The sequence below is a fragment of the Kitasatospora sp. NPDC059577 genome (assembly GCF_042735475.1).
In the GTDB taxonomy this organism is placed as follows: Bacteria; Actinomycetota; Actinomycetes; order Streptomycetales; family Streptomycetaceae; genus Kitasatospora.
Window position 1 is genome coordinate 28,449 of record NZ_JBHWBZ010000049.1, and the last position, 19,820, is coordinate 48,268.

The following is a 19,820-nucleotide window of genomic DNA, read 5'->3' on the forward strand; positions in this document are numbered from 1 at the left end:
GTCGTGGGGGCGACGCTGTGTGTGGTTCGTCGGGGGGGGGGGGGGGGGGGGGGGGTGGGTGGGTTTGGGGGGGGGGGGGGGGGGGGCGGCCCCCCCCCCCCCCCCCCGTCGGAGCGGTGCCGGTCAGGGCACCGGGACGCGGGCCGGCTCCTGGGCCTGCTCGGCCCGGTCGCGGTGGCGGGCCGGGCGCAGGGGCCACCACAGGGCGCGGCCGAGCAGGGCGGCGACGGCGGGCACCAGGACCAGGGACAGGACGACGGCGGAGAGCAGGATGCCGAGCGTCATCGCGAAGGCGACCTGTTCGCTGCCCGGGGTGGTGGCCAGGGTGGCGAAGGAGCCGGCCAGGACCAGGCCGGCCGTGGCGACGGCGGGCGCGGTGTGCCGAACAGCGCGGGCGACGGCGGCGCGGGCCGGGCCGGGGGTGCGCATCTCCTCGCGGATCCGGTCGGTGATGAGGATGTTGTAGTCGGTGCCCAGGGCCACGACGAACAGGAACAGCACCAGCGGGAGGGTGAAGCTGACACCCGGTTCGCCCAGTCCGTGCTGGAACAGCAAGGTGGCGGCGCCGAGGGTGGCGGCGAAGCCGAGCCCGACCGAGAGCATCAGGACCACCGGGGCGAGCAGGCTGCGCAGGAGCAGCAGCAGGATGAGGCCGATCAGGGCGGCCGCGACCGGGAAGACGATCGCCAGGTCGTGGTCGACGGCGGTGGAGATGTCGGCGAAGATCGCGGCCGTGCCGCCGACGTGGGCGGTGGTTCCGGCGGGTGTGTGGGCGGCGACGGTGGCGCGGACCGGGCCGGAGGCCAGGTCGCGGGCGCGCTGGCTCTGCGGGTCGGCGGTCAGGTAGAGGTCGATCCGGGCGGCGCGGTGGTCGCCGTTGAGAACGGTGGCGCCCGTCTTGCCGACGCCGTCGACCTGGGTGAGGGCGCGGGAGAGGCCGTCGAGCCGACCGGGGTCGAGGGTGCTGCCGTCCGTGGTGACGACGTAGACGCTCGTGGGGTCGGAGACGCCGGCCGGCAGGGTGCGGGAGATCTCGGCGGCGGTGACGGCGGCCGGGGTCTTCTCCCCGGCGCCGCCCAGGCCGTAGTCCATCCGGATCCCGGCCGTCCCGGCGGTCAGGGCGCCGAGCAGGGCGAGGGCGGCGAACAGCATCGGCAGCGGCCGGCGGGCGACGAGTGTGCCGAAGCGGGCGGCGAAGCCCTCGCGCGGCTGACGGCGCAGGCTGCGGGAGGGCCAGAACATGCCGCGGCCGCAGGCGGCGAGCAGGGCGGGCATCAGGGTGAGGCTGCCCAGCAGCATGACCAGGACGGCGACGGCGATGGCCGGGCCGAGCGAGCGGAACTGGCCGAAGCTGGCCACGCCGAGGGTGGCGAAGGCGGCGACGATGGTCAGCGCGGCCGAGGTGATCGCGGTGCCCACCCGGGCACAGACCTGGGCGGCCGCCTCGCGGGCGGGCTGCTCGGGCCGGGCCCGCAGGTGTTCGCGGAAGCGGAAGAGCAGGAACAGCAGGTAGTCGACGCCGATGCCGAGCAGGACCACGGAGACCAGCCCGGGGGTGCCGGCGTCGAGCTTGAGGCCGGTCAGCATCGCGGCGCCGGCCACGGCACCCCCGGCCACGCCGCCGATGAAGGCGACGGCGAGCAGCGGCAGCAGGGCCGCCGCCACGCTGCGGAACACCAGCACGTTGAGCAGGACGATCAGCCCGACGACGAGTGCGCTGCCGACCGTCGCGGCGGTGCGGTGGGAGTCGGCGGTGTCCACGGAGTCGGCCAGTCCCCCGGTGAACCCGGTGCGCATCCCGGCGTCGGCGAACTGCGCCCGGGCGGCGTCCCGGAAGGTCCGGTAGACGCCCTGGACGCCCGCGTCGGAGGCGTTCCCGGTCAGTTCGACGGAGAGCAGTTCGAAGCCGCGGTCGGGCGCCACCATGGCCGGGGCGACCCGGGGGGTCTGGGACCGGTCGGGGACGAGGAAGGCCGGTTCGTCGTCCTTCCGGGGCATGACCACCCGGCGCTGGGCGAGCTTCGCCGCCTCGGCCTCGACCCGCTGCTGGTCGGCGGCGGTGAGCGCCTTGCCGTCGGTCCTGGCGACCAGCACCGTGACCGTGGTGGCGTCGGGCCTCATCCCGAAGTTCTCCTCGGCGATCCGCAGCGCGGCGGCCGAGTCGTAGCTCCTGGGCAGGAAGTCCCCGGTCTGGGACTGGGTGACGCGGGAGAGCAGCATCGGGCTCAACAGGGTCAGGGAAATCCCCAGCACCACCCAGAGGGCGATCACCTTCCACGGGTTTCTGGTGGAGTATCCGGTCAGTGCGCGGATCACGAAAATCCTCCGGCGGTGGACGCGAGCGTCCACAGGGTCGGTCTCGGCTCCCGGGGTTCCCGGGGCGGCCCCGGGGGGTTCCCGGGCGGGTTCCAGACCATCACCCGGGGTGGGCCCCGGACGTCCTCGCGCGGGACGATCCGCACCGGGGCCCCGGGTCCTCGGCCGGGCCCGGACCCGGGACCGTGGTCCTGGTCCGCGCCGGCGTGATCGGCCGCGGGGAGCATGCCGGGGCGGGGTGGGCCGATGCCAGAATGGGGTCATCGGGCCTGATCAGGGACGATGACGGTCGGTCGGAGGCATGATCGGGACTCGTCGGGTCCCGGTCGGGGCTCAACGGGGCTCAACGGTAGGGCGCGGCGCGGGCCGGGCACGGAGGGGAACGGACATGGGCGGGCGTCAGCATCCCGTGGCGGAGGCGGCACTCGGGGCGGACCCGGCGGCACTCGGGGCGGATCCGGTGGACCCGGCGGACGCCGACGGTGCGCCGTGGACGCGCGCCGACGCGCTGCTGGCCGTCGGCGCCTGCACCATCGACCTGCTCGGCTATCTGGTGTTCACCGGGGAGGCCGGTGACCACGGGGCGAGCCTGACGGGTTTCCTCCTGGTCACGCTGTCGGCCCTGCCGCTGCTCGCCCGGCGCAGCCGCCCGGTCGCGACGCTGGCCGGGGTCCTGGCGCTCCAGTCGGCGGCCGACCTGTCCGCACCGGCGAGCCCCCACTTCGGCGCCGCGCTGGTGGTCGCCCTGTACTCGGTGGCCAGGGCCCGCACCACCCTGGAGACGGCGGCGGCCTCGGTGGTGACGTCGGTGCTGACCGTGCTGAGCCAGAGCCACCTGCGGGTGCCCGCCTGGCAGGCGGCCGTCAGCGCCCCCGTCTCCGCCCTGCTCGTGGCCGGTGCCGGGCTCGCCGTGGCGCGCTGGCAGCGGGAAGTCGCGGCCAACCGCAAGCTGCTGGCCGACCGCGCGGTGGCCGACGAACGCCGCCGCATCGCACGGGAGCTGCACGACATCGTGGCGCACCACATCACCACCATGCAGCTGATGGCCGGCGGTGCCCGGGCCAACCTCGCCCGCCCGGAGGTGGTCCGGGACGCCCTGGTCACCCTGGAGTCCTCCGGGCGGCTGGCGCTGCGCGAGATGCGTCAGCTCCTGGACGTCCTGCGGGCCGGCGACGAGCCGGACACCGCCCCGCCGTCGCCCCAGCCCGGGGTGGAGGACCTCGGCCGGCTGGTGGACGAGTCCCGCGTGGCGGGCCTGCCGACCGACCTCAGCGTCCACGGGACCCGGCGCCCGTTGCCGCCGACCGTCGGCCTGACGGTGTTCCGGATCGTCCAGGAGGGCCTCACCAACGCCCGCAAGTACGCGGGGCCCGCCCGGGCCCGCGTGCGTCTGACGTACGGCCCGGACCGGGTCACCGTCGAGGTGCTCGACGACGGCGGGCTCGGCCCGGACGGCGGGCCCGGCGAGGAGCACGGGCCGCGGGGCCGTACGGGCGTGCCCGCGCCGGACCCGTCGCCGTCCGGGGGCCGGGTCGGGTACGGCCTGATCGGCATGCGCGAGCGTGTCGCCCTGCACGGCGGCGCCCTGCGGGCGGGCCCGCGGCCGGCGGGCGGCTTCGCCGTGGTGGCCGACCTGCCGCTGGCCCCGGACGAGACGGCCGACGCTGCCGTCCAGCACGGGACGGCGGCGGCCCGGTGAGCGCGGCGGCACCGGGCGACGCGGCACCGGGCATCAGGGTCCTCATCGCGGACGACCAGCCGCTGGTGCGGCGCGGCCTGTCGCTGATCCTGTCCCCCGACCCGTCCTTCGAGGTGGTGGGCGAGGCCGAGAACGGGGAGCAGGCCGTCGCCGCCGCCCTGCGGCTGCGCCCCGACGTCGTGGTGATGGACATCCGGATGCCCGTGCTGGACGGGGTCGGCGCGACCCGGGAGCTGGCCGGCGCGCTGCCCTCCTGCCGGGTCCTCGCCCTCAGCACCTTCGACATGGACGAGTACGTGGTGGCCGCGCTGCGCGCCGGCGCCCACGGGTTCCTGCCCAAGGACGTCTCGCCGGAGGACCTGGCCGCGGCGATCCGCACCGTCCACGGCGGCGAGGCGGCGGTCGCCCCGCGCCTGCTCACCCGGCTGATCTCCACGTACGTCCGGGCCCCCGTCGGCGCGCCGCCGCCCGTCGCCGACACGGGCGGGCTGACGCCCCGGGAGGTGGAGGTGTGGCGCCTGATGGCCACCGGCCTCGACAACACCGAGGTCGCCCGGGCCCTGGACATCAGCCTCTCGACGGTGAAGAACTACATCACCAGCATCTTCGGCAAGCTCGACGTCCGGGACCGCGCCCAGGCGGTCATCGCGGCCTACGAGTCCGGCCTGGTCACCGCCCGTACGGGGGGCGGCGGGTAGCGGGGGTCTTCGGGCGCGGCCGCGATCACGGGCCTGCGGTCACGAGCACGCAGGCCCGGACACGCAGTCACGCGGACACGGCCCCGCAGTCACGCGGACGCGCTGGTCACGCGGACGCGGACCCGACGGCGCCGGGGAGGTGTCCCCGGCCCGGCGCCGTCGGGCGGGTGCGGCCGCCCGTCCGCGGTGTCAGGCGGACAGCGTCCCGTGCAGGGCGTCGAGGCCGTCGGCGTAGATGCCGGTGAACAGGTCGACGACCTCCTGCTCGGTGGCGCCGTCGGGGCTGAAGCGGCCGGACCACTGGCCCTCGGCGACGTCGCCGCGGCCGGGGACGGCGTGCACCCGCAGGGTGGAGACGTAACCGGTGACCGGGAACGGGGCCCGGAGGATGGCGTAGCCGTAGTGGCGCCCGGTCTCGCTGAAGTCGACGAGCCGCTCGACGATCACCTCGCCCTCGGGGTTCTTCAGGCTGCGCACCCGGCCGCCCTCGGACGCGGTGCTCTCGGAGATGTAGGGGAGCCAGTCGGGCAGGGCGTCGAAGCCGCCGATGAGGCTCCAGACCTTCTCGGGGGTGGCGGGGACGACGCGGCTGACGGAGGTGGAGGCCGTGATCGAATCTCCTGGGTCCTTCTGCGGGCGAGGGTGGCGGGTCGGCGCGCTCAGGCGCCGGCGGGGAGCGGGGCGGCCGGGCTGACCAGGCCGGCGGCGCGCAGGTCCTGCCAGAACGCGGCCGGGACGGTCTCGTTCAGCGCGGCGGTGTCCTCGGCGATCCGGCCGGGCCGGGTGGCGCCGGGGATGACGGCGGCGGACGCCGGGTGGGCGAGGGCGAACTGCAGGGCGGCGGCCTTGATGGAGACGCCGTGCGCCGCGGCCAGGGCCTTGAGCTCGCCGACCCGCTCGACGATGTGCGCCGGGGCCTGCTGGTACTCGAAGTGAGTGCCGCCGGCGAGGACTCCGGAGCTGTACGGGCCGCCGACGACCATGTCGACGCCCTGCGCCTGGGCCGCCGGCAGCAGTCGCTGCAGGGCGTGCTCGTGGTCGAGGAGGGTGTAGCGGCCGGCGAGCAGGAAGCCGTCGGGGCGCGGCTCGTCCAGGGCGAGGGTCAGCTCGATCGGCTCGGTCCTGTTGACGCCCAGGCCCCAGGCCTTGATGACGCCCTCGTCGCGCAGCCGGGACAGCACCCGGAAGGCGCCGGTACGGGCCTCCTCGAACTTCTGCAGCCACTGGTCACCGTGGAAGTCCTGGGCGATGTCGTGGACCCAGACGATGTCGAGGCGGTCGGTGCCCAGGCGCTTGAGGCTGTCCTCGATGGAGCGCTCGGTGGCCTCGGCGGTCCACTCGTGGACCATCGTGTTCGGGTTGCCGTGCTCGAACAGCCCGCCCTTCTCGCCGAGGTCGCGGGCGGCGGTCTCGTGCTGGTCGAGGATGACCCGGCCGACCTTGGTGGACAGGACGTAGGAGTCGCGGGGCTTGGCCGAGAGCACCTCGCCCAGGCGCTCCTCGGCGAGGCCGGCCCCGTAGAAGGGGGCTGTGTCGTAGTAGCGGATCCCGTGCTCCCAGGCGGCCTCGACGGTGGCCAGGGCCTCGGCGTCGGGGATCGCGCGGAACATGTTGCCGAGCGGGGCGGTACCGAAGCCGAGCCGGCCGGGAAGCAGGTGGGTGAGGCTCATCAGGAGCTCCCTTTCGCGCAGTGGGTGAGCCGCTCGGCGTCTCCCCGCGCCTTCGTGCAGCCTTGCTTGCATGCGACGATACTTGCGCACGCTTTCTAATGCAAGAGCCGACTATGCGCGCGCAGGGCTGGTGTTGGGGGTGGGTGGGCGGTGCGGAGCAGCGGTGGGGAGCAGCGGTGGGGGCCCGTCCGTGCGGGACCACGGCCGGAAGGGGAGGGGAGGGCCGTGGCGAAGGCGGCACCGGCGCGGGAGGACGGCACCGGCGCAGGAAGGCGGCACCGGCGCGGCGGCGGGGACGGCATGGCCTCGGTGCCGGCGTCACGACGGGGGCTGCCGCACCCGTCGTGTTCTGCGGACCGCCGCCCTGAAGGACATGCCCCGGTCGTGCCACATCATGCCGATGGACGCGCCCAGGATGATCACCACGCCGATCGCGATGAAGAACGACATGAGGGTGAACACCACCCCGATCGGGCCGTACTCCTGCTCGTTGCCGATGACCATGCCCGAGAAGGTGAAGTGGAAGACGACCAGCATGCCGGTCCAGAAACCGCCGGTCGCGACCGCGCACGGCAACAACCGGCGCCAGGCGACCCGCCCGCCCAGCAGGAACCACATCGTGAACCACCAGAAGGCGACGCAGGCGGCGACGCTGATGATCCACCACAGCACCGGCTGGCTCGCGTGGAACGTGTGGCCCACCAGCGCGGCCAGGGCCAGCCAGCCCACCACCACGGCGAGCCAGACCAGCGCGCGCAGCCTGTCCCAGGCCTGCTTGGGCAGCTGGAACACCCGCTGGTACAGCTGCTGGATCGAGACGGCGGCGGCGAGGCCGCCCATGACGAAGAAGACCCACGACAGGCCGGTGACCGCCGAGGAGGTGGTCGAGGAGGAGGCGAACAGGCGGCCGACGTCGGCGGAGGCCTGCGGGCTCAGACCCAGCCGCGCCGTCAGCCCGGTCACCGCCGACCGCCCGGCCAGAGCGGACACCACGAGCAGGAACGGGACGGCGCACAGCAGCAGCGTGGCGGCCAGCACCATCGCCTGGCTGAGGAAGTCCACCGCGTCCAGCCGCCCCCACAGGTTCTCGGCCCAGGATCCGAGGTACTTCGCCCTGCCCCACTCGGCCGCCCGCCGGGCCCGCCGCCGGGCCTGCCGGGCCTGCCGGGCGCGCATCCTCCCGGGCGTCCCCGGCGCCGTCACAGGGCCCGGTGACGGCGCCGGGGGTTCGGGCCCGCGCCCGCGCCCGTCAGCGTGCTCGGGCCCGGACGCGTCTCCGGGTGCGTGCCCGGGTGCGTGTCCGTGCTCGTCCCCCGGGTCTCCCGGTGTCCTGTCGCTCGCACGCATGATGTTTCCTCCGGCGGCCGCGCGGACCCGTGGCCTGCCGGGACCCGTCACGCGGTGGTCCCGCTCGGTGGCGCCGCGCGTGCCCGGAGCCGCGGTCCTCCCTTCACCGTCGCACGGCGGCCCCCGCCGTGCCCGGGCCGGGGCGCCCGGGCCTCCGGGCGTCGGCGTCGGCGGCGTGCCGTCTGGGGAGGGCCCCGGCGGGGCGGGAAGGTGCGGTCTCCGGTGCCGGGGCACGGACCCCGGGGTGCGCCCGGCCGTCGAACAGGTCGAACGGGTCGAACAGTCCGAGGAGCGTGCGGATGTCGTCTTCACCCGGCGCGGTGGCCGTCGTCACCGGTGCCGCCAGTGGGATCGGACGGGCGCCCGCGCTGCGGCTGGTCCGGGCCGGGTGGGCGGTGGCGGCGGTCGACGTCGACGCGGCCCGCCTCGACGCCTTGGCCGGGGAGGCCGCCGGGGTGCGTCCGTTCGTCTGCGACATCGCCGACCAGGCGGCCGTCGACGCCGTGGTCCGCGACGTGGGCCGCGAGCTGGGGCCGCCCCGCCGACTGGTGCACTGCGCGGCGTCGGGGCCATGGGGCGGCTGCTCGACCAGGATCCGGCGGACACCCTGCGCATGATGGGCCTCGTGTGCGGCGGCACGCTGCACGTGGTCCGGGCGGTGGTACCGGTCATGACGGCGCGGGGCGGGGCGGGGCGGGGCGGCGCGGGGCGGGGCGGGGCGGGGCGGCGGCCAGGTGGTGCTGTTCGGATCGATCGCCGGCTGGGTGCCCGTGCCGATGGGCGGGGCGTACGACGCGGCCAAGGCCGCGGTCCACGTCCTCGCCGAGACCGTCGCGGTCGAGCACCGCGGGGACGGGATCCGCGTCGTGTGCGTCTGCCCTCCCGCGGTGGAGACCCCGATGCTGGACCGGATGCGCGCCGACTCCCCCGAACTTGTGGGCCGGGTGAGCGGGTCGGGCGTCGACGTGGTTCTGGAATCGATGGACCGCGCCCTGGCGCGCGGACGCCTGTGGGCCTTCCCCGGGCGCGGCACCCGGGCGATGTGGACCGCCCGGCGTCTGCCGCCCGGCCTCCTCGGCAGGGCGATCGGCTGCCTCGTGGTCAGGGTGTAGGGGTCGGGACCGTGGCCGGACGGTGGCCGGTGGCACTGCGGAGCGCGACGGAGGCGGGGCGCACCTCGCTTCCTGCCCGGGGCGGTGCTGCCCGGAGCGGTGCTGCCCGGGGCCGCCGCTGCCCCCGGGGTGACGTTTCATAGGATCGGCCCCCGTGAGCATCATCGGACTGTATCTCCGCCTGAATCCAAGCGAGTTGGCTCGTGCGGCCCGGGAACCGGACTGGGCGTCGGTGTTCGCCGACGAGGTCGCCGAGCGGGAGTCGGAACGGCCGGTGAGCCCGTCGGAACGCCGCGGCCACGACACCGGCAAGGCCTGGGACGCACTGCGATTCCTCCTCGAACGCCACGCGTTCCCGGTCGACCTCCTCCGCGGCGAGGAGGAACTGCCCGGCGCCGACGACTGGGGCTACGGCCCGCCCCGCGTGCTCACGCCCGAGCACGTGACGCTCGCCGCCGACACGCTCGCGCAACTCCCCTTCGAAGCCCTGCTCGGCGACGTCACCGCCGCCGACCTCGCCCGCTCCGACGTCTACCCGACCGGGCTCTGGGCGGACGACACGGCCCTGCCCTACCTGGGCACGCACTACACGGACCTCACCGCCTTCGTCCGCACCACCGCGCGCTACCGGCACGGGCTCCTCGTCTGGGCCGGCTGAGCGCCCCGCCGCACGGGGGCGCGGCGGCTATCGGCCCGCCGCCCCGGGAGCCTCCAGTTCGGTGTGGTGGACGGTGAAGCCGCCCCGCAGGACCGGGGCGAACGGGGCCGGGGCCATGCACGTGCCGACCACCGGCTGGTAGGGCTTGCCGTCGGCGCCCACGTCCATGTTGGCCACGCCCCAGGAGAACCCGAGGCGGCCGTCGCCGTGGCCGGTGCCCTGGTAGACGCTCAGGCCTATTCGCTCGCCGACGTTGCCGACGTCCGACGTGGTGACGACGGCGGTCAGCGTGGCGACCGGGCCGCCCGTGGACAGGCAGTCCACCCGGGCCTCGGCACTGTAGACCTTCCCGGTGGCGGCCACCTGGTGGGAGAAGCGGACGGTGCCCCCCGCGTCGGTGGGCAGGCCCTCGGCCGCACCGGTGCCCGGGAAGCGGCGGGTGTACGGCGCCGCCCGGGCGTTGACGGTGAACCAGATCTCATCGTCCGGGGCGAGGGCGTAGGAGATCCGGGCCGTGCCGCTGACGCCTGCCGGACGCGCGGACGGGACGCCGTCCTGGCGGCCGGACGCCTCGCCGGCGGACGGGGCGTCGGCGGGCGGAACACCTGTGGCGGAGGCCGGGGCGCCGGCGGCTCCCGTGAGCGCCGCGAAGGCCAGGCCGGCGGCGGCGACGCCCCTGGCGGCACGGGTGCTGACACGGACGCGGGTGCGCATGCGGAACATGGTGGGCTTCCCTCCCTCCGGCGGCCCCGGTGGCCGCCGTCCTGATGCCCCAAGCCTCGCCGCCGCACCCCCTCGCGCACATGTGCCGATCGGCATAAACGTCCCGCTCCCCCGGGCGTTCTGCCCTGCCGATCGGCAGGGTGGAATCCCGGCCACCGCGCCGGGGACGCCGGCCTCAGTCCCGCAGGTGCGCGAGCACGGCCCGCACCGCCTCCTCGACGGCGGCCCGGGACTCCCCGGTCGGCTCGTCGCAGTCGAAGCCGTGGACCCCGTGCGGTACGTCGACCAGCCGCACCGGCGTGCCGTGCGTCCGCGCGGCCGCGAGGAACCCGTTGACGGCCCCGGCGACGTCCGGGGCCTCCCGGCCCACCCGGGTCAGCACGACCGGCAGCCGCCCGGCCCCCGCCAGCGCCGCCGCGGGCCGGAACCGCCGGTCGACGCCGGTACCGCGCGACGACGACGGTGCCGACGACGACTGCGGCTGCGGCTGTGGCTGCGACGACGGTGGCGGCGGCGGGACCAGAACCGGGTACGTCGCGGCCACGCACCGCAGCCAGGGCGCGGGCGCCCCCAGCAGCTCGGCCAGCAGCGGACCGCTGCCGGAGAAGAACCACACGGCGACGCGGTCCGCGTCGACGCGCGGGTCGGCGCGCAGCAGGTCGATCGCCTCCGCGACGTGCGCCGCGGCGGCGGGGTGGTCGGCCGGGCCGTGCAGCCCGTGTTCCACCACCGCGCCGACCGCGCCCCGGCTCGCGGTGAGACGCGCGTAGCCGGTGTACAGCGGCCAGTCGCGCGGCCCCGGACGCATGCCCCGGGGCAGCGGGCCGCCGTGGACGAAGAGGACCGCGGGCCGCGGCTCGTCGGCGTCCGGCAGGTGCAGGTCGACCCGGCCGGTGCGGATCCGCGGCGCCTCGACCGTGTCCAGGACGAACGGCCGCTCGTGGAAGGGCCGTTCGCGGACCGGCCGGTCGCCGGACGGCAGGTCGGAGGGGGACGGCCGGCCGCCGGGGGACGGCAGGTCGCCGGAGGACGGCTTCCCGCCGGGTGTCTCGGCCGCCGCGGCCCGGGTGAGCCGGTGCCCCTCGCCCGCCGCCGCGCGCAGCAGGGCCGCGGCCAGCTCGTCCGGGCAGGAGAGCATCGGCCAGTGGCCCGTCGCCAGTTCGAGGAAGCCCACCCGCGGGTCGGCCAGGGCCTGGAGCTGCGGCACGCCCGCGGACACCAGGTACTGCAGGCCCGCGATCGTCGTGCCGCCCGCCGTGCAGAGGATGCCGCTGGTCGGCACGCCCGCGAGCGCCGGGGTCAGGCGCAGCGGCCGGGTCAGGGTGCGGGCGGGCTGCGGCGCGGCCAGTGCCGAGAGCCGGTCCAGGTCGGCGGCCGAGAGGCCGGTGGTGTCGCCCCAGTCCGCCCACCGGTCGGGGGTGGGGGCGGGTACGGGTGCGTCCGGCCTGGACCGGAGGAGCTCGTGCGTGGCCTGGTCGGGGACCAGGGCGAGCGGTGTGCCGCCGTCCTGGGGCGGAGCGGTGTCCAGGTGGACGATCCGGCTGATCCGGTGGGCCCGTTGCTGCGCCGCCCCGAGGACGGGGTGGATGGCGTAGTCGTGGCCGACGAGCACCAGGCGCGGCGCGGTGGCGGCGTCGATCAGTCGGAGGACGTCGGCGATGTGGGTGTCCAGGTCGACGTGGGTGTCCGGGGCGAACTCGCGGCCGGTGTCCCGGCGGGTGTCCCAGCCCGTGTCACGGCCCGGGCCGGAGCCGGCTCCGAGGCCGGTGAACGTCACCGCGTGGACCTCGGCGCCGGCCCGCCGCAGCAGTTCGCCGGTCTGCTGCCACAGCGCGGCGGCGGTGAAGGGGCCGGAGGCCAGCACGAACGCGGTGGTGATCTCGTTGTCGCTTCGCATGGCGGGTACGGTAGGAACTCCCCCTGCCGGAGGTTCAAGTCTTGCTGTCGCACGAGCTGCTGAGCATCGGTGAGCTGGCCGAGCGGGCCGGGGTGAGCGTGCGGGCGGTGCGTTTCTACTCGGACCGGGGTCTGCTGCCGGAGGCGGAGCGCAGCGGCGGCGGCCACCGTCGTTACCCGCCGCAGGCGTTGGAGCGGCTGCGGACGATCCGTTCGCTGCGCGGGCTGGACGTGTCGCTGCCGGAGATCGCCGGAGTCCTGGAGGAGGACGCCGAGGAGCGGCTGCGGGACGTCGTCGCGCGGCGGCTGGAGGACCTGTCCGCCGAGCTGCGGGCGATGCGCTGGCGCGAGGCGGCGCTGCGGCTGCTGCACGACTGCCCGCCCGGGGAGCGGGCCGAACGCCTGCGGTTGCTCGGCGCGGTGGGCTCGCCGCCGTCCACGGACGCGCCGGCGCGGTACTGGCGCCGGTTGCTGCCGACACGCCTGCCGGCCCGGATCGCCGCCGCGGTGGTGGACGCGGCGGTGGCTCCGCTGCCGGAACAGCCTTCACCGGGGCAGGTGCTGGCCTTCGCCCGGCTGCACGAGCTGACCCGCGCGGCGGACGACGGGTGCCTGGCCGCCCACCGACCGGCCGTCGCCAGACCGGAGTTGCTCTACGACGGCCTGCGCGAGGCGTACGCGCTGGCTGCTCCGGCCCTGGTGGCGGGGCACCCGCCTGCCGGGGGCGAGGCGCTCGACTGCTTCGTCACGGCGCACGCCCGTTCGCACGAGCGGCGTGACACGCCCGCCTTCCGGCGGGAGTTGAACGGTGCGCTGGCACGCGGCGGACACCCCGTGGTGCGCCGTTACTGGGAGTTGGCGGGCGAGGTCTCCCCGGACCCCACCCCCGGTGCGGTGGACGCCTGGCTCGGCGAAGCGTTGAGCCGTAGCGTCTGAGGGCCGACGCCGCCGGCTTCACGCTCCGCCGGCTTCACGCTCCGCCGGACTGCGCTGCGGCGGACTGCGCTGCGGCGGGGCGCAGTCGGTGTCCGGGGCACTCACGGAGAGCACGGATCCCACGGAGAACGCGGGGAGCACGGAGAACGCGGCAGCGCGTGGGCCTCGTGCAGGGTGCCGGCCGCGACGGCGTGGTCGTTGTCGACGAGCTGCGCCATGGCCAGGTCGGTGAGGGCCCTGGCCAAGCGCCGGGTGCCGGCGGCGGGGTCCGCCGCGTGGAGGCGGCGTTCGATGTCGACGCTCCGTTGCAGCCGGGGGATCGTGGTGCCGGCGTAGGAGTTCGGGTGTTCGCCCAGGACCGCCCGGCGCAGGTCGCACCGCCGGGTGAGGGTGCCGAGGGTGGCGAGCAGGTCGCGGTCCTGCGGCAGGGGCACGGGGCCGGGGGCGTCCTCGGACGTGCCGGTGATGGCCTCGACCGCCCCGACGAGGGCGTCCAGCCCGTCGCGGAAGGACGCGCGCAGGCTGAACGACCAGTGGTGGGTGTCCAGGCCCAGGACCGGCTGGAGGCGTCGGCGCGGGTCGACGCCGAGCGGGTCCGGCGCGTCGGCCGCGGCCTGTTCGTCGCGCACTCCGGAGCGGGCGAACAGCACCGCCCTGAGGCCCTCGTGGAAACCGAAGTCGCCGCTCCGGCCCCGGGCCGGCAGGCGCTCGCAGGCCGACGCGGCCTCCCCGAGCAGGGCGTGGGCCTGCCCCGGATGGCCGAGGTCGTCGAACCACAGCGCGGCACCGGCCGTCCGCAGGGCCGCAAGGACGCCATGGGCGCACTGCGCGCGCTCGTCGCGCCAGGGGGCGAGGGCCTCGTGCTCGACGGCCACCGCCTCCTCGGTGCGGCCCGCGAGGCGCAGCGGCAGCGTGAGGTCGAGCAGCCGCCACATCAGGTCGCTCCCGTCCGGCTCGGCCACCGCCCGGGCGCGGTCGGCCACCGCGCGGGCGGCGTCCACGGCCTCGTCGAACCGTCCCGCCTCGGCGAGGGCGTGGGCGAGGTCGGCGCGCATGACGTCGGCCCGGCCGAAGCCCGGTTCCGGCCGTTCCTCCTCGGCACGTCGGGCCAGGTCGGCCGCCTCGCGCCGGGCGGCGAGGGCGAGGTCGTCGGCGTGGGCGAGGGAGTACCACAGGGCGAGGGAGGACAGGGCGTGGGAGGCCCCGCCCAGGTGCTCGACGGCGCCGTCCGCGACGAGGGAGCGGTAGATGTCGGCGGCCTCCTCCACGAGGCTGACGGCGTCCGGGCAACGGTTTCGGGGGCGGCTGTACGCCAGGCCGCGCAGCGCCTCGGCCAGTGCGGGCAGGCCTTCGGCGGGGTCGGTGCGTGCCGCCTCCCGGCACCGGGCGACGGTCTCGTCGGTGACCGGGTCCCGCCTCATCCGAGCACCCCCTGCGGGGGGTCGGACGGGGCTCCGTACGTGGTGGTCACACGATTCCTTCCGGGGCGGGGCGACGGTCTGCCACCCGAACGCCTGTCCGCCCGCTCCGGGTTCCGGGTTCCGGCCGGCCGGCCCGGCCCGGATTCCACCCGCTCCGGGTTCGGGCCCGCCCGGGTGCCGGCTGCGCCAGCGGCGCGGGCTGCGCGAGCGGCAGGCGCGAGGCGGCGTGGTTGCACGGGAAGTCGGCCCGTCCGACTTCCCGCGCACGGCCCCGGGCGGGCCGCCGTCAGGTGTCGGTGCGGCGGTGGGTGGTCACGTGGACGCCGGTCCTGCCGACCTCGGTGGAGACCAGGTCGAGCATGCGGCGGACGCCGTCGGCCGGGAAGAGCGTCTTGCCGCCGCCGGGCAGGACGGGCATCACCATCAGCCGCGGCTCGTCCACCAGGTCCTCGGCCAGGAGCGAGCGGACGGGCGTCGGGCTGCCCGTGACCAGCAGGTCTCGGCCGCCGGTCGCGCGCCGGCGCCGGGCCCGGTCGACGGCCCCGGTGCCGGGGACGAGGGTGGTGTTCGCCCGGGTGAGGTCGGCTGCTTCGAGGGTGTCGGAGACCACGTACTTCCCGATGGCGTCCATCCGGTCGGCGAACGGGTCGCCGGCCCGCCCGGGCCGGGCGGCGGCCATCGTCCGCCAGGTGCGGCGGCCGAAGGGGAGGGCGTCGGCGGTGCCCGTCGTGGCGCCGATGAACGGGCTGGGGGTCTCCGGGTCGAAGAACGGGTGCGACCACCCGCCGTGGCGAAGCCGCCGTCGGTGTCCTCCTCGGCGCCGCCGGGCGCCCGCACGTCGCCGTCCGGGCTGATGAACTCGTCGACCACGATGCGCACGGGTCCGTTCCTCCGGATCGCCCGGTGTGACCCGGGGTGGACCGGCGGCCCGGCCGGGACCCATCGCGCCGGAGCGGCGATCCACGTCCCACCGGCGGTCCCCGGTGCGCGGCGCGCGGAGGCGCGGGCGGGCCGTGGCCGGGCCGCAGGAAAACGTCTGGCCGACGATTCGCCGAGGAGCGTGACTGTCGGGGTACGTGACGCCGAACCGACCGGGGAGCGGCCGTGGAGGACCCGGCCTTCACCGTCCTGCTGACCGGCCCCGGCCCTCGCGGCGCGGAGGCGCTCAGGGCGGTCCGCGCGGTCACCGGGCTGAGTCTGTGGCGCAGTCGGCAGCTGCTGGAGAGCGCGCCCGCCGCCGTCACGCCGGACGTCCCGCACGACCTGGCCGTCTCCGCGGCGGAGCGGCTGCGCCGGGCCGGTGTGCCGGTCGCCGTCCGGTGCGGCTGGTGCCGCCGCACCCTGCCCGACGACGGCTCCCTCGTCGGGCCCGGTCCCTGCGCGGCCGCGTTCCGGTCTGCCGCCCACTGCGCGGCCGACTCCCTGACCTGCTGCGGCTGCGAGATCTGCGTCCGGTTCGGCCCCTTGCCGGGGCACTCCCCCGGGCCCGGGCGCTGAAGCGGTGCCGGCCCGGGGAGCCCGGGCCGGCGGGCGGTCAGCGGCCGCGCCACCAGCGGCGGCGGGCGGCTTCCTCCGGGGCGGCTGCCGGGGCCGGGCCGGCGCCCGCGGGGCCCGGGGGTACCGGACCGTCCGGTGTCGGGCCGTCCGGTGTCGGACCGTCCGGTGTCGGGCCGGGGAACGGCGGCAGGGCGCGGAAGCGGTCGTCGAGGACGGCGCTTGCGCCGACGCGGGCCAGCGTTTCGCGGACCAGGGTCAGCGGGTGCGTCGGGAAGTGGGCGTCCCATTCCGGGAGGTCGGCGACGTGGTAGGGCAGTGGGCCGCGCAGGCCGGGGTCGTAGGGGTGGGGGCGGACGAAGGCGTCGAAGCCGACCCGGTCGGCGACCACCGCCTCGCGCATGCCGCTGACCGGGCCTTCGGCGGCCTGCACCTTCAGCACCACGCTGCACCGGTCCCGCGGCACCGTCCACGCCCCGATGAACACCTGCCCGCGGCCGGTGCCCCGGGAGACCTTGACGAGCTGCCACAGGCCCGGCACGCCGCCCAGGTCGCGCACCTGCGCCTCGATCAGCGCGGCGCCGCCGCGTGCGGTGTGGCGGGCCAGTTCGCGCAGCAGCCGGTCGTCCGCGTCGAGCGGGGCCACCAGGTCAGGGACGAGCGGGAAGTCGTGGACGGACAGGACCACTCCTCGGGCGTCGTCCCACACCCGGTCTCCGCCCCCGGTGCCGCCCTCGTCCTCCCGTGGGGTGAAGCCGGCCAGATCCAAGCTGATGATCGCACTCATGGCGGCTATTCTCCCGCCCCCGGCCACCCGGGAACACCGCCTTCTGCCCCGCCGGGCGGCCGCACCTGGTGATCGTCAGCGGCTGCGCGCGGGACAATGGACGGGTGACCGACAGTCAGCTCCCCCGAGGCATCACCGCCCTGATCCCCAGTGCTCCCGCGCCCGCCACGCCCGGCCAGCGGGCGGCGTCGCAGCTCCTCCACCTGCGGACCGCGGAGGTCCCCCTCCCGCTCCTGGCCGCGGCCGCGGAGCTGATCGCCCCGCAGCTGGAGAGCGCGGACCCGGTCACCCGCGAGGCCGCCGCCGACGTCCGCGCCCGCCTGCTCGCCGCGCTCGACGGCACCGGGCCGCGCACCGCCAGGCCGGGCGTCGACTGAGGCCCGGCGGGCCGGGGTTCAGCCCGCCGGCTCGCGGTCGGGCCCGGACCCGCGCGCAGGCGCGGGTGCGACCGAGAGCGAGGACGAGGGAGAGGGCGAGGGCGAGGGCGAGGGCACGCCGGCCCAGCGGTGCAGGGCCGCGCCCAGGCCTTCGGCGCCCGGGTCGGCCCCGGCGACGGACCCGGCGACGGCCCCGGCGACGGTGTCGCAGGCCCAGGCGACGACGCCGTCCGGTCGGACCAGCACCCCGACCGGCGTCGCACGGCCGTCGGTCACGGTGCGCACGCGCCCGGTCCAGGGCGCGGCCAGGCGGGCGAGCGTGCCGTCCGGGGTGCGGTCGAGGAGCAGGAAGCCGCCGTCGTGGCCGTGGTCGGCCAGCCGGGTGCCGTCCTGCAGCCGCAGGTCGGGGACGGCGCGGCCGACCAGCGGGTGGTCGCCGGGCAGGTCGAGGCGCTGGGTGACGCCGGAGATCTTCTTGACCGCGTGGGTCGCGCCGTCCCGGGTGGCCAGCAGGTCGGCGAGGACCTCCCGCAGCGCGGCCGACTTGGCGTCCCCGCGCAGCACCCCGGTCTGGGCCCGGGTCCAGTCCAGTACCCAGGCACCGAGCGGGCGGCGCTCGGCGTCGTAGGTGTCGAGCAGCCCTTCGGGTGCCCATCCGGCGACCACGGCGCCGAGCTTCCAGCCGAGGTTCATCGCGTCGCCGACCCCGAGGTTGAGCCCCTGGCCGCCGAACGGCGAGTGCACGTGCGCGGCGTCGCCGGCCAGCAGCACCCACCTGGACCGGTAGGCCGCGGCCTGGCGGGCGTTGTCGCTCCAGCGGGTGGCGGGGCCGCGCAGGGCGGTCAGGGTGACGCCGGTGCCCGAGACGCGGCGCAGCACGGTCTGCAGGTGTTCGAGGGTGACCGGTGCCGAGCGGTCGGCGGCGGCGCCGTCGAACTCCACGGTGACCACCCGGCCGGGCTGCGGGCCGTAGCGGTACGCGCCCCGGGCCGACCAGGTCCACCCGTCGGCGAGTTCGTGCGGGTCGGCGATGTCGGCGACGGCCAGGTGTCCGGTGAGTTCGGGGTCGGTGCCGGGGAAGGCGATGCCGGCGAGGCGGCGTACGGTGCTGCGTCCGCCGTCGCACCCGACCAGCCAGCCGGTGCGCACGGGGCCGGCGGTGGTGTCGAGGAGGACGGCGTCGCCGGTGTCCTCGAACGCGGTGACCTCCACCCCGCGGCGCACCGGTACGCCGAGTCGCGCGACGTGGGCGGCCAGCAGTTCCTCCAGTTCGCGCTGCGGGACCATCCGCGCCCCGTCGACCGCGGTGTGCGCGGCGAGGTCGGGGTCGGCCCAGTCGACGAGGCCGGGGTCGAGGACCATTCCGGCGAAGTGCCCGGTGAAGCGCGGCTCGTGCGGCGCCCGGCCGTCGCCGGGCCGGTGGTCCCCGCCCGGGCGGGTGAGGGGGCCGAGCTTCGCGAGCAGGTCCCGCTGGACCCGTTCGGCGGCGGGCAGCAGGCCGCGGCGGTCGAGCGCCTCGGCGGTCGGCACGTTGATCCCCCCGGCCTTCATGCCGGTGTCGGGCTCGGCCAGCCGTTCGAGCACCTGCACCCGGGCGCCGGCGAGTGCCAGTTCCGCGGCGAGCACGAGGCCCACCGGTCCGGCTCCGACCACGGTCACGTCGGTGTCGTGGTTCGTGTCCGCGGTGCTGTCCGCGTTCTGGTTCACATCCATAACGAACAGTGTTCCATAAACGAACATCGTTCGTGTCGCGCTAGAATGGCCGGGTGAACCCGAGAGAGCGACGCGCGGCACGCCACCAGCCGCCGAACCCCGAGGCCGGAACCGACCCCAGTCCGCGGCGCCGCAGGGCCCCGATCACCGTGGACCAGGTCGTCGACACCGCGCTGGACGTCATCGCCACCGAGGGCTACGAGGCACTGACCATGCGCCGGCTGGCCGGCGCGCTCGACACCGGACCCGCCTCGCTCTACGCCCACGTGGTCAACAAGGCCGACCTCGACGAACTGCTCATCGGCCGGCTGTGCTCCGAACTCGCCATGCCCGAGCCCGATCCGGCGGCCTGGCGCGAGCAGATCCACGACCTGTGCGCCCGGATCCGCGACCAGTACCTGAAGTACCCCGGCATCTCCCGCGCCGCGCTCGCCATGGCCCCCACCGACCTGGAGACCGTACGCGTCGGCGAGGGCATGCTGGCGATCCTGCTCACCGGCGGCGTCGCCCCGCAGGCCGCCGCCTGGGCCGTCGACGCCCTCCTGCTGTACGTGGCCGCCTACTGCCTGGAGACGTCGATCGTGCGCCGGCGCGCGGCGCACGAGGACTCCGCCTGGGTCGTCGACCGTGACGAACTGCTGCGCCGGTTCACCGCCCTGCCCGCCGGGGCCTTCCCGCACACCACCCGCCACGCCGCCGAACTCACCGCGGGCGAGGGCCACGACCGCTTCGACTTCGCCCTCGGCCTGATGATCGACGGGCTCGCGCGCGGCTGACCGGCCTCGTGCTGCCGCCGACCTCGTGCTGCCGTCGGCCGCCCGGAGGCGGCGGCGACACCGAAGACGTCGATGACGACGACGTCGATGACGACGGCTGCGACGACGAGTGGGCGGGGGACAACCTGGAGGAGGTCCTCCGGCTGGTCGGCGAGCTCCTGCCGCAGTGGTCCAAGGGGCCCCCGTGCACGGCCGTG

17 protein-coding genes and 1 pseudogene are annotated in these 19,820 nt (G+C 76.3%); 8 read left to right on the top strand and 10 right to left on the bottom strand.

The features are described 5' to 3' along the window. Nucleotides 1-123: 123 nt before the first annotated feature. Nucleotides 124-2,316, bottom strand: a complete 2,193-nt coding sequence (locus ACFV0O_RS29760) for an MMPL family transporter (protein ID WP_380346729.1) — start codon at nt 2,314-2,316, stop codon at nt 124-126. 388 nt (nt 2,317-2,704) lie between these two features. On the opposite strand from ACFV0O_RS29760, the gene ACFV0O_RS29765 reads away from it, so the two are divergent. Together ACFV0O_RS29765 and ACFV0O_RS29770 are read left to right on the top strand one after the other, a co-directional pair. Further along, complete coding sequence (locus ACFV0O_RS29765) at nt 2,705-4,015, top strand: sensor histidine kinase (protein WP_380346730.1); 1,311 nt, start codon at nt 2,705-2,707, stop codon at nt 4,013-4,015. Further along, entirely contained in the window at nt 4,012-4,713 is a 702-nt protein-coding gene (locus tag ACFV0O_RS29770) for a response regulator transcription factor (protein WP_360255195.1), read from the top strand. The genes ACFV0O_RS29765 and ACFV0O_RS29770 overlap by 4 nt, the downstream gene beginning before the upstream one ends. 189 nt (nt 4,714-4,902) lie before the next feature. Here the strand turns inward: ACFV0O_RS29770 and ACFV0O_RS29775 are convergent, their stop codons facing one another. The 3 genes from ACFV0O_RS29775 to ACFV0O_RS29785 all read right to left on the bottom strand — a co-directional run bounded on the left by ACFV0O_RS29775 (nt 4,903) and on the right by ACFV0O_RS29785 (nt 7,559). Then, entirely contained in the window at nt 4,903-5,325 is a 423-nt protein-coding gene (locus ACFV0O_RS29775) for an SRPBCC family protein (RefSeq protein ID WP_380346778.1), read from the bottom strand. A gap of 47 nt (nt 5,326-5,372) precedes the next feature. After that, nucleotides 5,373-6,383 carry an aldo/keto reductase gene (locus ACFV0O_RS29780; protein ID WP_380346731.1) on the bottom strand — a complete coding sequence of 337 codons (1,011 nt, stop codon included), beginning with the start codon at nt 6,381-6,383 and terminating at the stop codon, nt 5,373-5,375. A gap of 318 nt (nt 6,384-6,701) precedes the next feature. Further along, nucleotides 6,702-7,559 carry a hypothetical protein gene (locus ACFV0O_RS29785; RefSeq protein WP_380346732.1) on the bottom strand — a complete coding sequence of 286 codons (858 nt, stop codon included), beginning with the start codon at nt 7,557-7,559 and terminating at the stop codon, nt 6,702-6,704. Between the two features lie 470 nt (nt 7,560-8,029). On the opposite strand from ACFV0O_RS29785, the pseudogene ACFV0O_RS29790 reads away from it, so the two are divergent. Both ACFV0O_RS29790 and ACFV0O_RS29795 read left to right on the top strand, forming a co-directional pair. Continuing rightward, nucleotides 8,030-8,842 (top strand): annotated as a pseudogene (locus ACFV0O_RS29790) (SDR family NAD(P)-dependent oxidoreductase). Between the two features lie 154 nt (nt 8,843-8,996). Further along, nucleotides 8,997-9,500, top strand: coding sequence for a YfbM family protein (locus tag ACFV0O_RS29795; RefSeq protein WP_380346733.1), 504 nt, complete (start codon nt 8,997-8,999; stop codon nt 9,498-9,500). Between the two features lie 27 nt (nt 9,501-9,527). Here the strand turns inward: ACFV0O_RS29795 and ACFV0O_RS29800 are convergent, their stop codons facing one another. Further along, entirely contained in the window at nt 9,528-10,214 is a 687-nt protein-coding gene (locus tag ACFV0O_RS29800) for a hypothetical protein (protein ID WP_380346735.1), read from the bottom strand. A gap of 184 nt (nt 10,215-10,398) precedes the next feature. Further along, entirely contained in the window at nt 10,399-12,120 is a 1,722-nt protein-coding gene (locus ACFV0O_RS29805) for an alpha/beta fold hydrolase (RefSeq protein ID WP_380346737.1), read from the bottom strand. A 41-nt stretch (nt 12,121-12,161) separates the two neighbouring features. Between ACFV0O_RS29805 and ACFV0O_RS29810 the strand changes: the two genes are divergently transcribed. Then, nucleotides 12,162-13,055: a MerR family transcriptional regulator gene (locus ACFV0O_RS29810; protein WP_380346738.1), complete on the top strand. Its 894-nt coding sequence runs from the start codon at nt 12,162-12,164 to the stop codon at nt 13,053-13,055. Between the two features lie 101 nt (nt 13,056-13,156). Here the strand turns inward: ACFV0O_RS29810 and ACFV0O_RS29815 are convergent, their stop codons facing one another. Further along, complete coding sequence (locus tag ACFV0O_RS29815) at nt 13,157-14,476, bottom strand: hypothetical protein (RefSeq protein WP_380346740.1); 1,320 nt, start codon at nt 14,474-14,476, stop codon at nt 13,157-13,159. A gap of 286 nt (nt 14,477-14,762) precedes the next feature. Continuing rightward, nucleotides 14,763-15,155: a dihydrofolate reductase family protein gene (locus ACFV0O_RS29820; protein ID WP_380346742.1), complete on the bottom strand. Its 393-nt coding sequence runs from the start codon at nt 15,153-15,155 to the stop codon at nt 14,763-14,765. Between the two features lie 425 nt (nt 15,156-15,580). Between ACFV0O_RS29820 and ACFV0O_RS29825 the strand changes: the two genes are divergently transcribed. After that, on the top strand, nt 15,581-15,973 hold the full coding sequence (locus tag ACFV0O_RS29825; protein WP_380346743.1) for a ribosomal protein L7/L12: 393 nt from the start codon (nt 15,581-15,583) through the stop codon (nt 15,971-15,973). Between the two features lie 37 nt (nt 15,974-16,010). Here the strand turns inward: ACFV0O_RS29825 and ACFV0O_RS29830 are convergent, their stop codons facing one another. Further along, a complete protein-coding gene (locus tag ACFV0O_RS29830) occupies nt 16,011-16,757 on the bottom strand; it encodes a hypothetical protein (RefSeq protein ID WP_380346744.1) in 747 nt (248 codons plus the stop codon). Nucleotides 16,758-16,861: 104 nt separating this feature from the next. Here ACFV0O_RS29830 and ACFV0O_RS29835 point away from each other — a divergent pair, with 104 nt between their 5' ends. Then, on the top strand, nt 16,862-17,134 hold the full coding sequence (locus tag ACFV0O_RS29835; protein ID WP_380346745.1) for a hypothetical protein: 273 nt from the start codon (nt 16,862-16,864) through the stop codon (nt 17,132-17,134). Between the two features lie 18 nt (nt 17,135-17,152). Here ACFV0O_RS29835 and ACFV0O_RS29840 read toward each other — a convergent pair whose 3' ends face one another. Then, entirely contained in the window at nt 17,153-18,847 is a 1,695-nt protein-coding gene (locus ACFV0O_RS29840) for an FAD-dependent monooxygenase (protein WP_380346746.1), read from the bottom strand. Nucleotides 18,848-18,900: 53 nt separating this feature from the next. Here ACFV0O_RS29840 and ACFV0O_RS29845 point away from each other — a divergent pair, with 53 nt between their 5' ends. Continuing rightward, a complete protein-coding gene (locus tag ACFV0O_RS29845; RefSeq protein WP_380346748.1) occupies nt 18,901-19,623 on the top strand; it encodes a TetR/AcrR family transcriptional regulator in 723 nt (240 codons plus the stop codon). Nucleotides 19,624-19,820 lie beyond the last annotated feature (197 nt).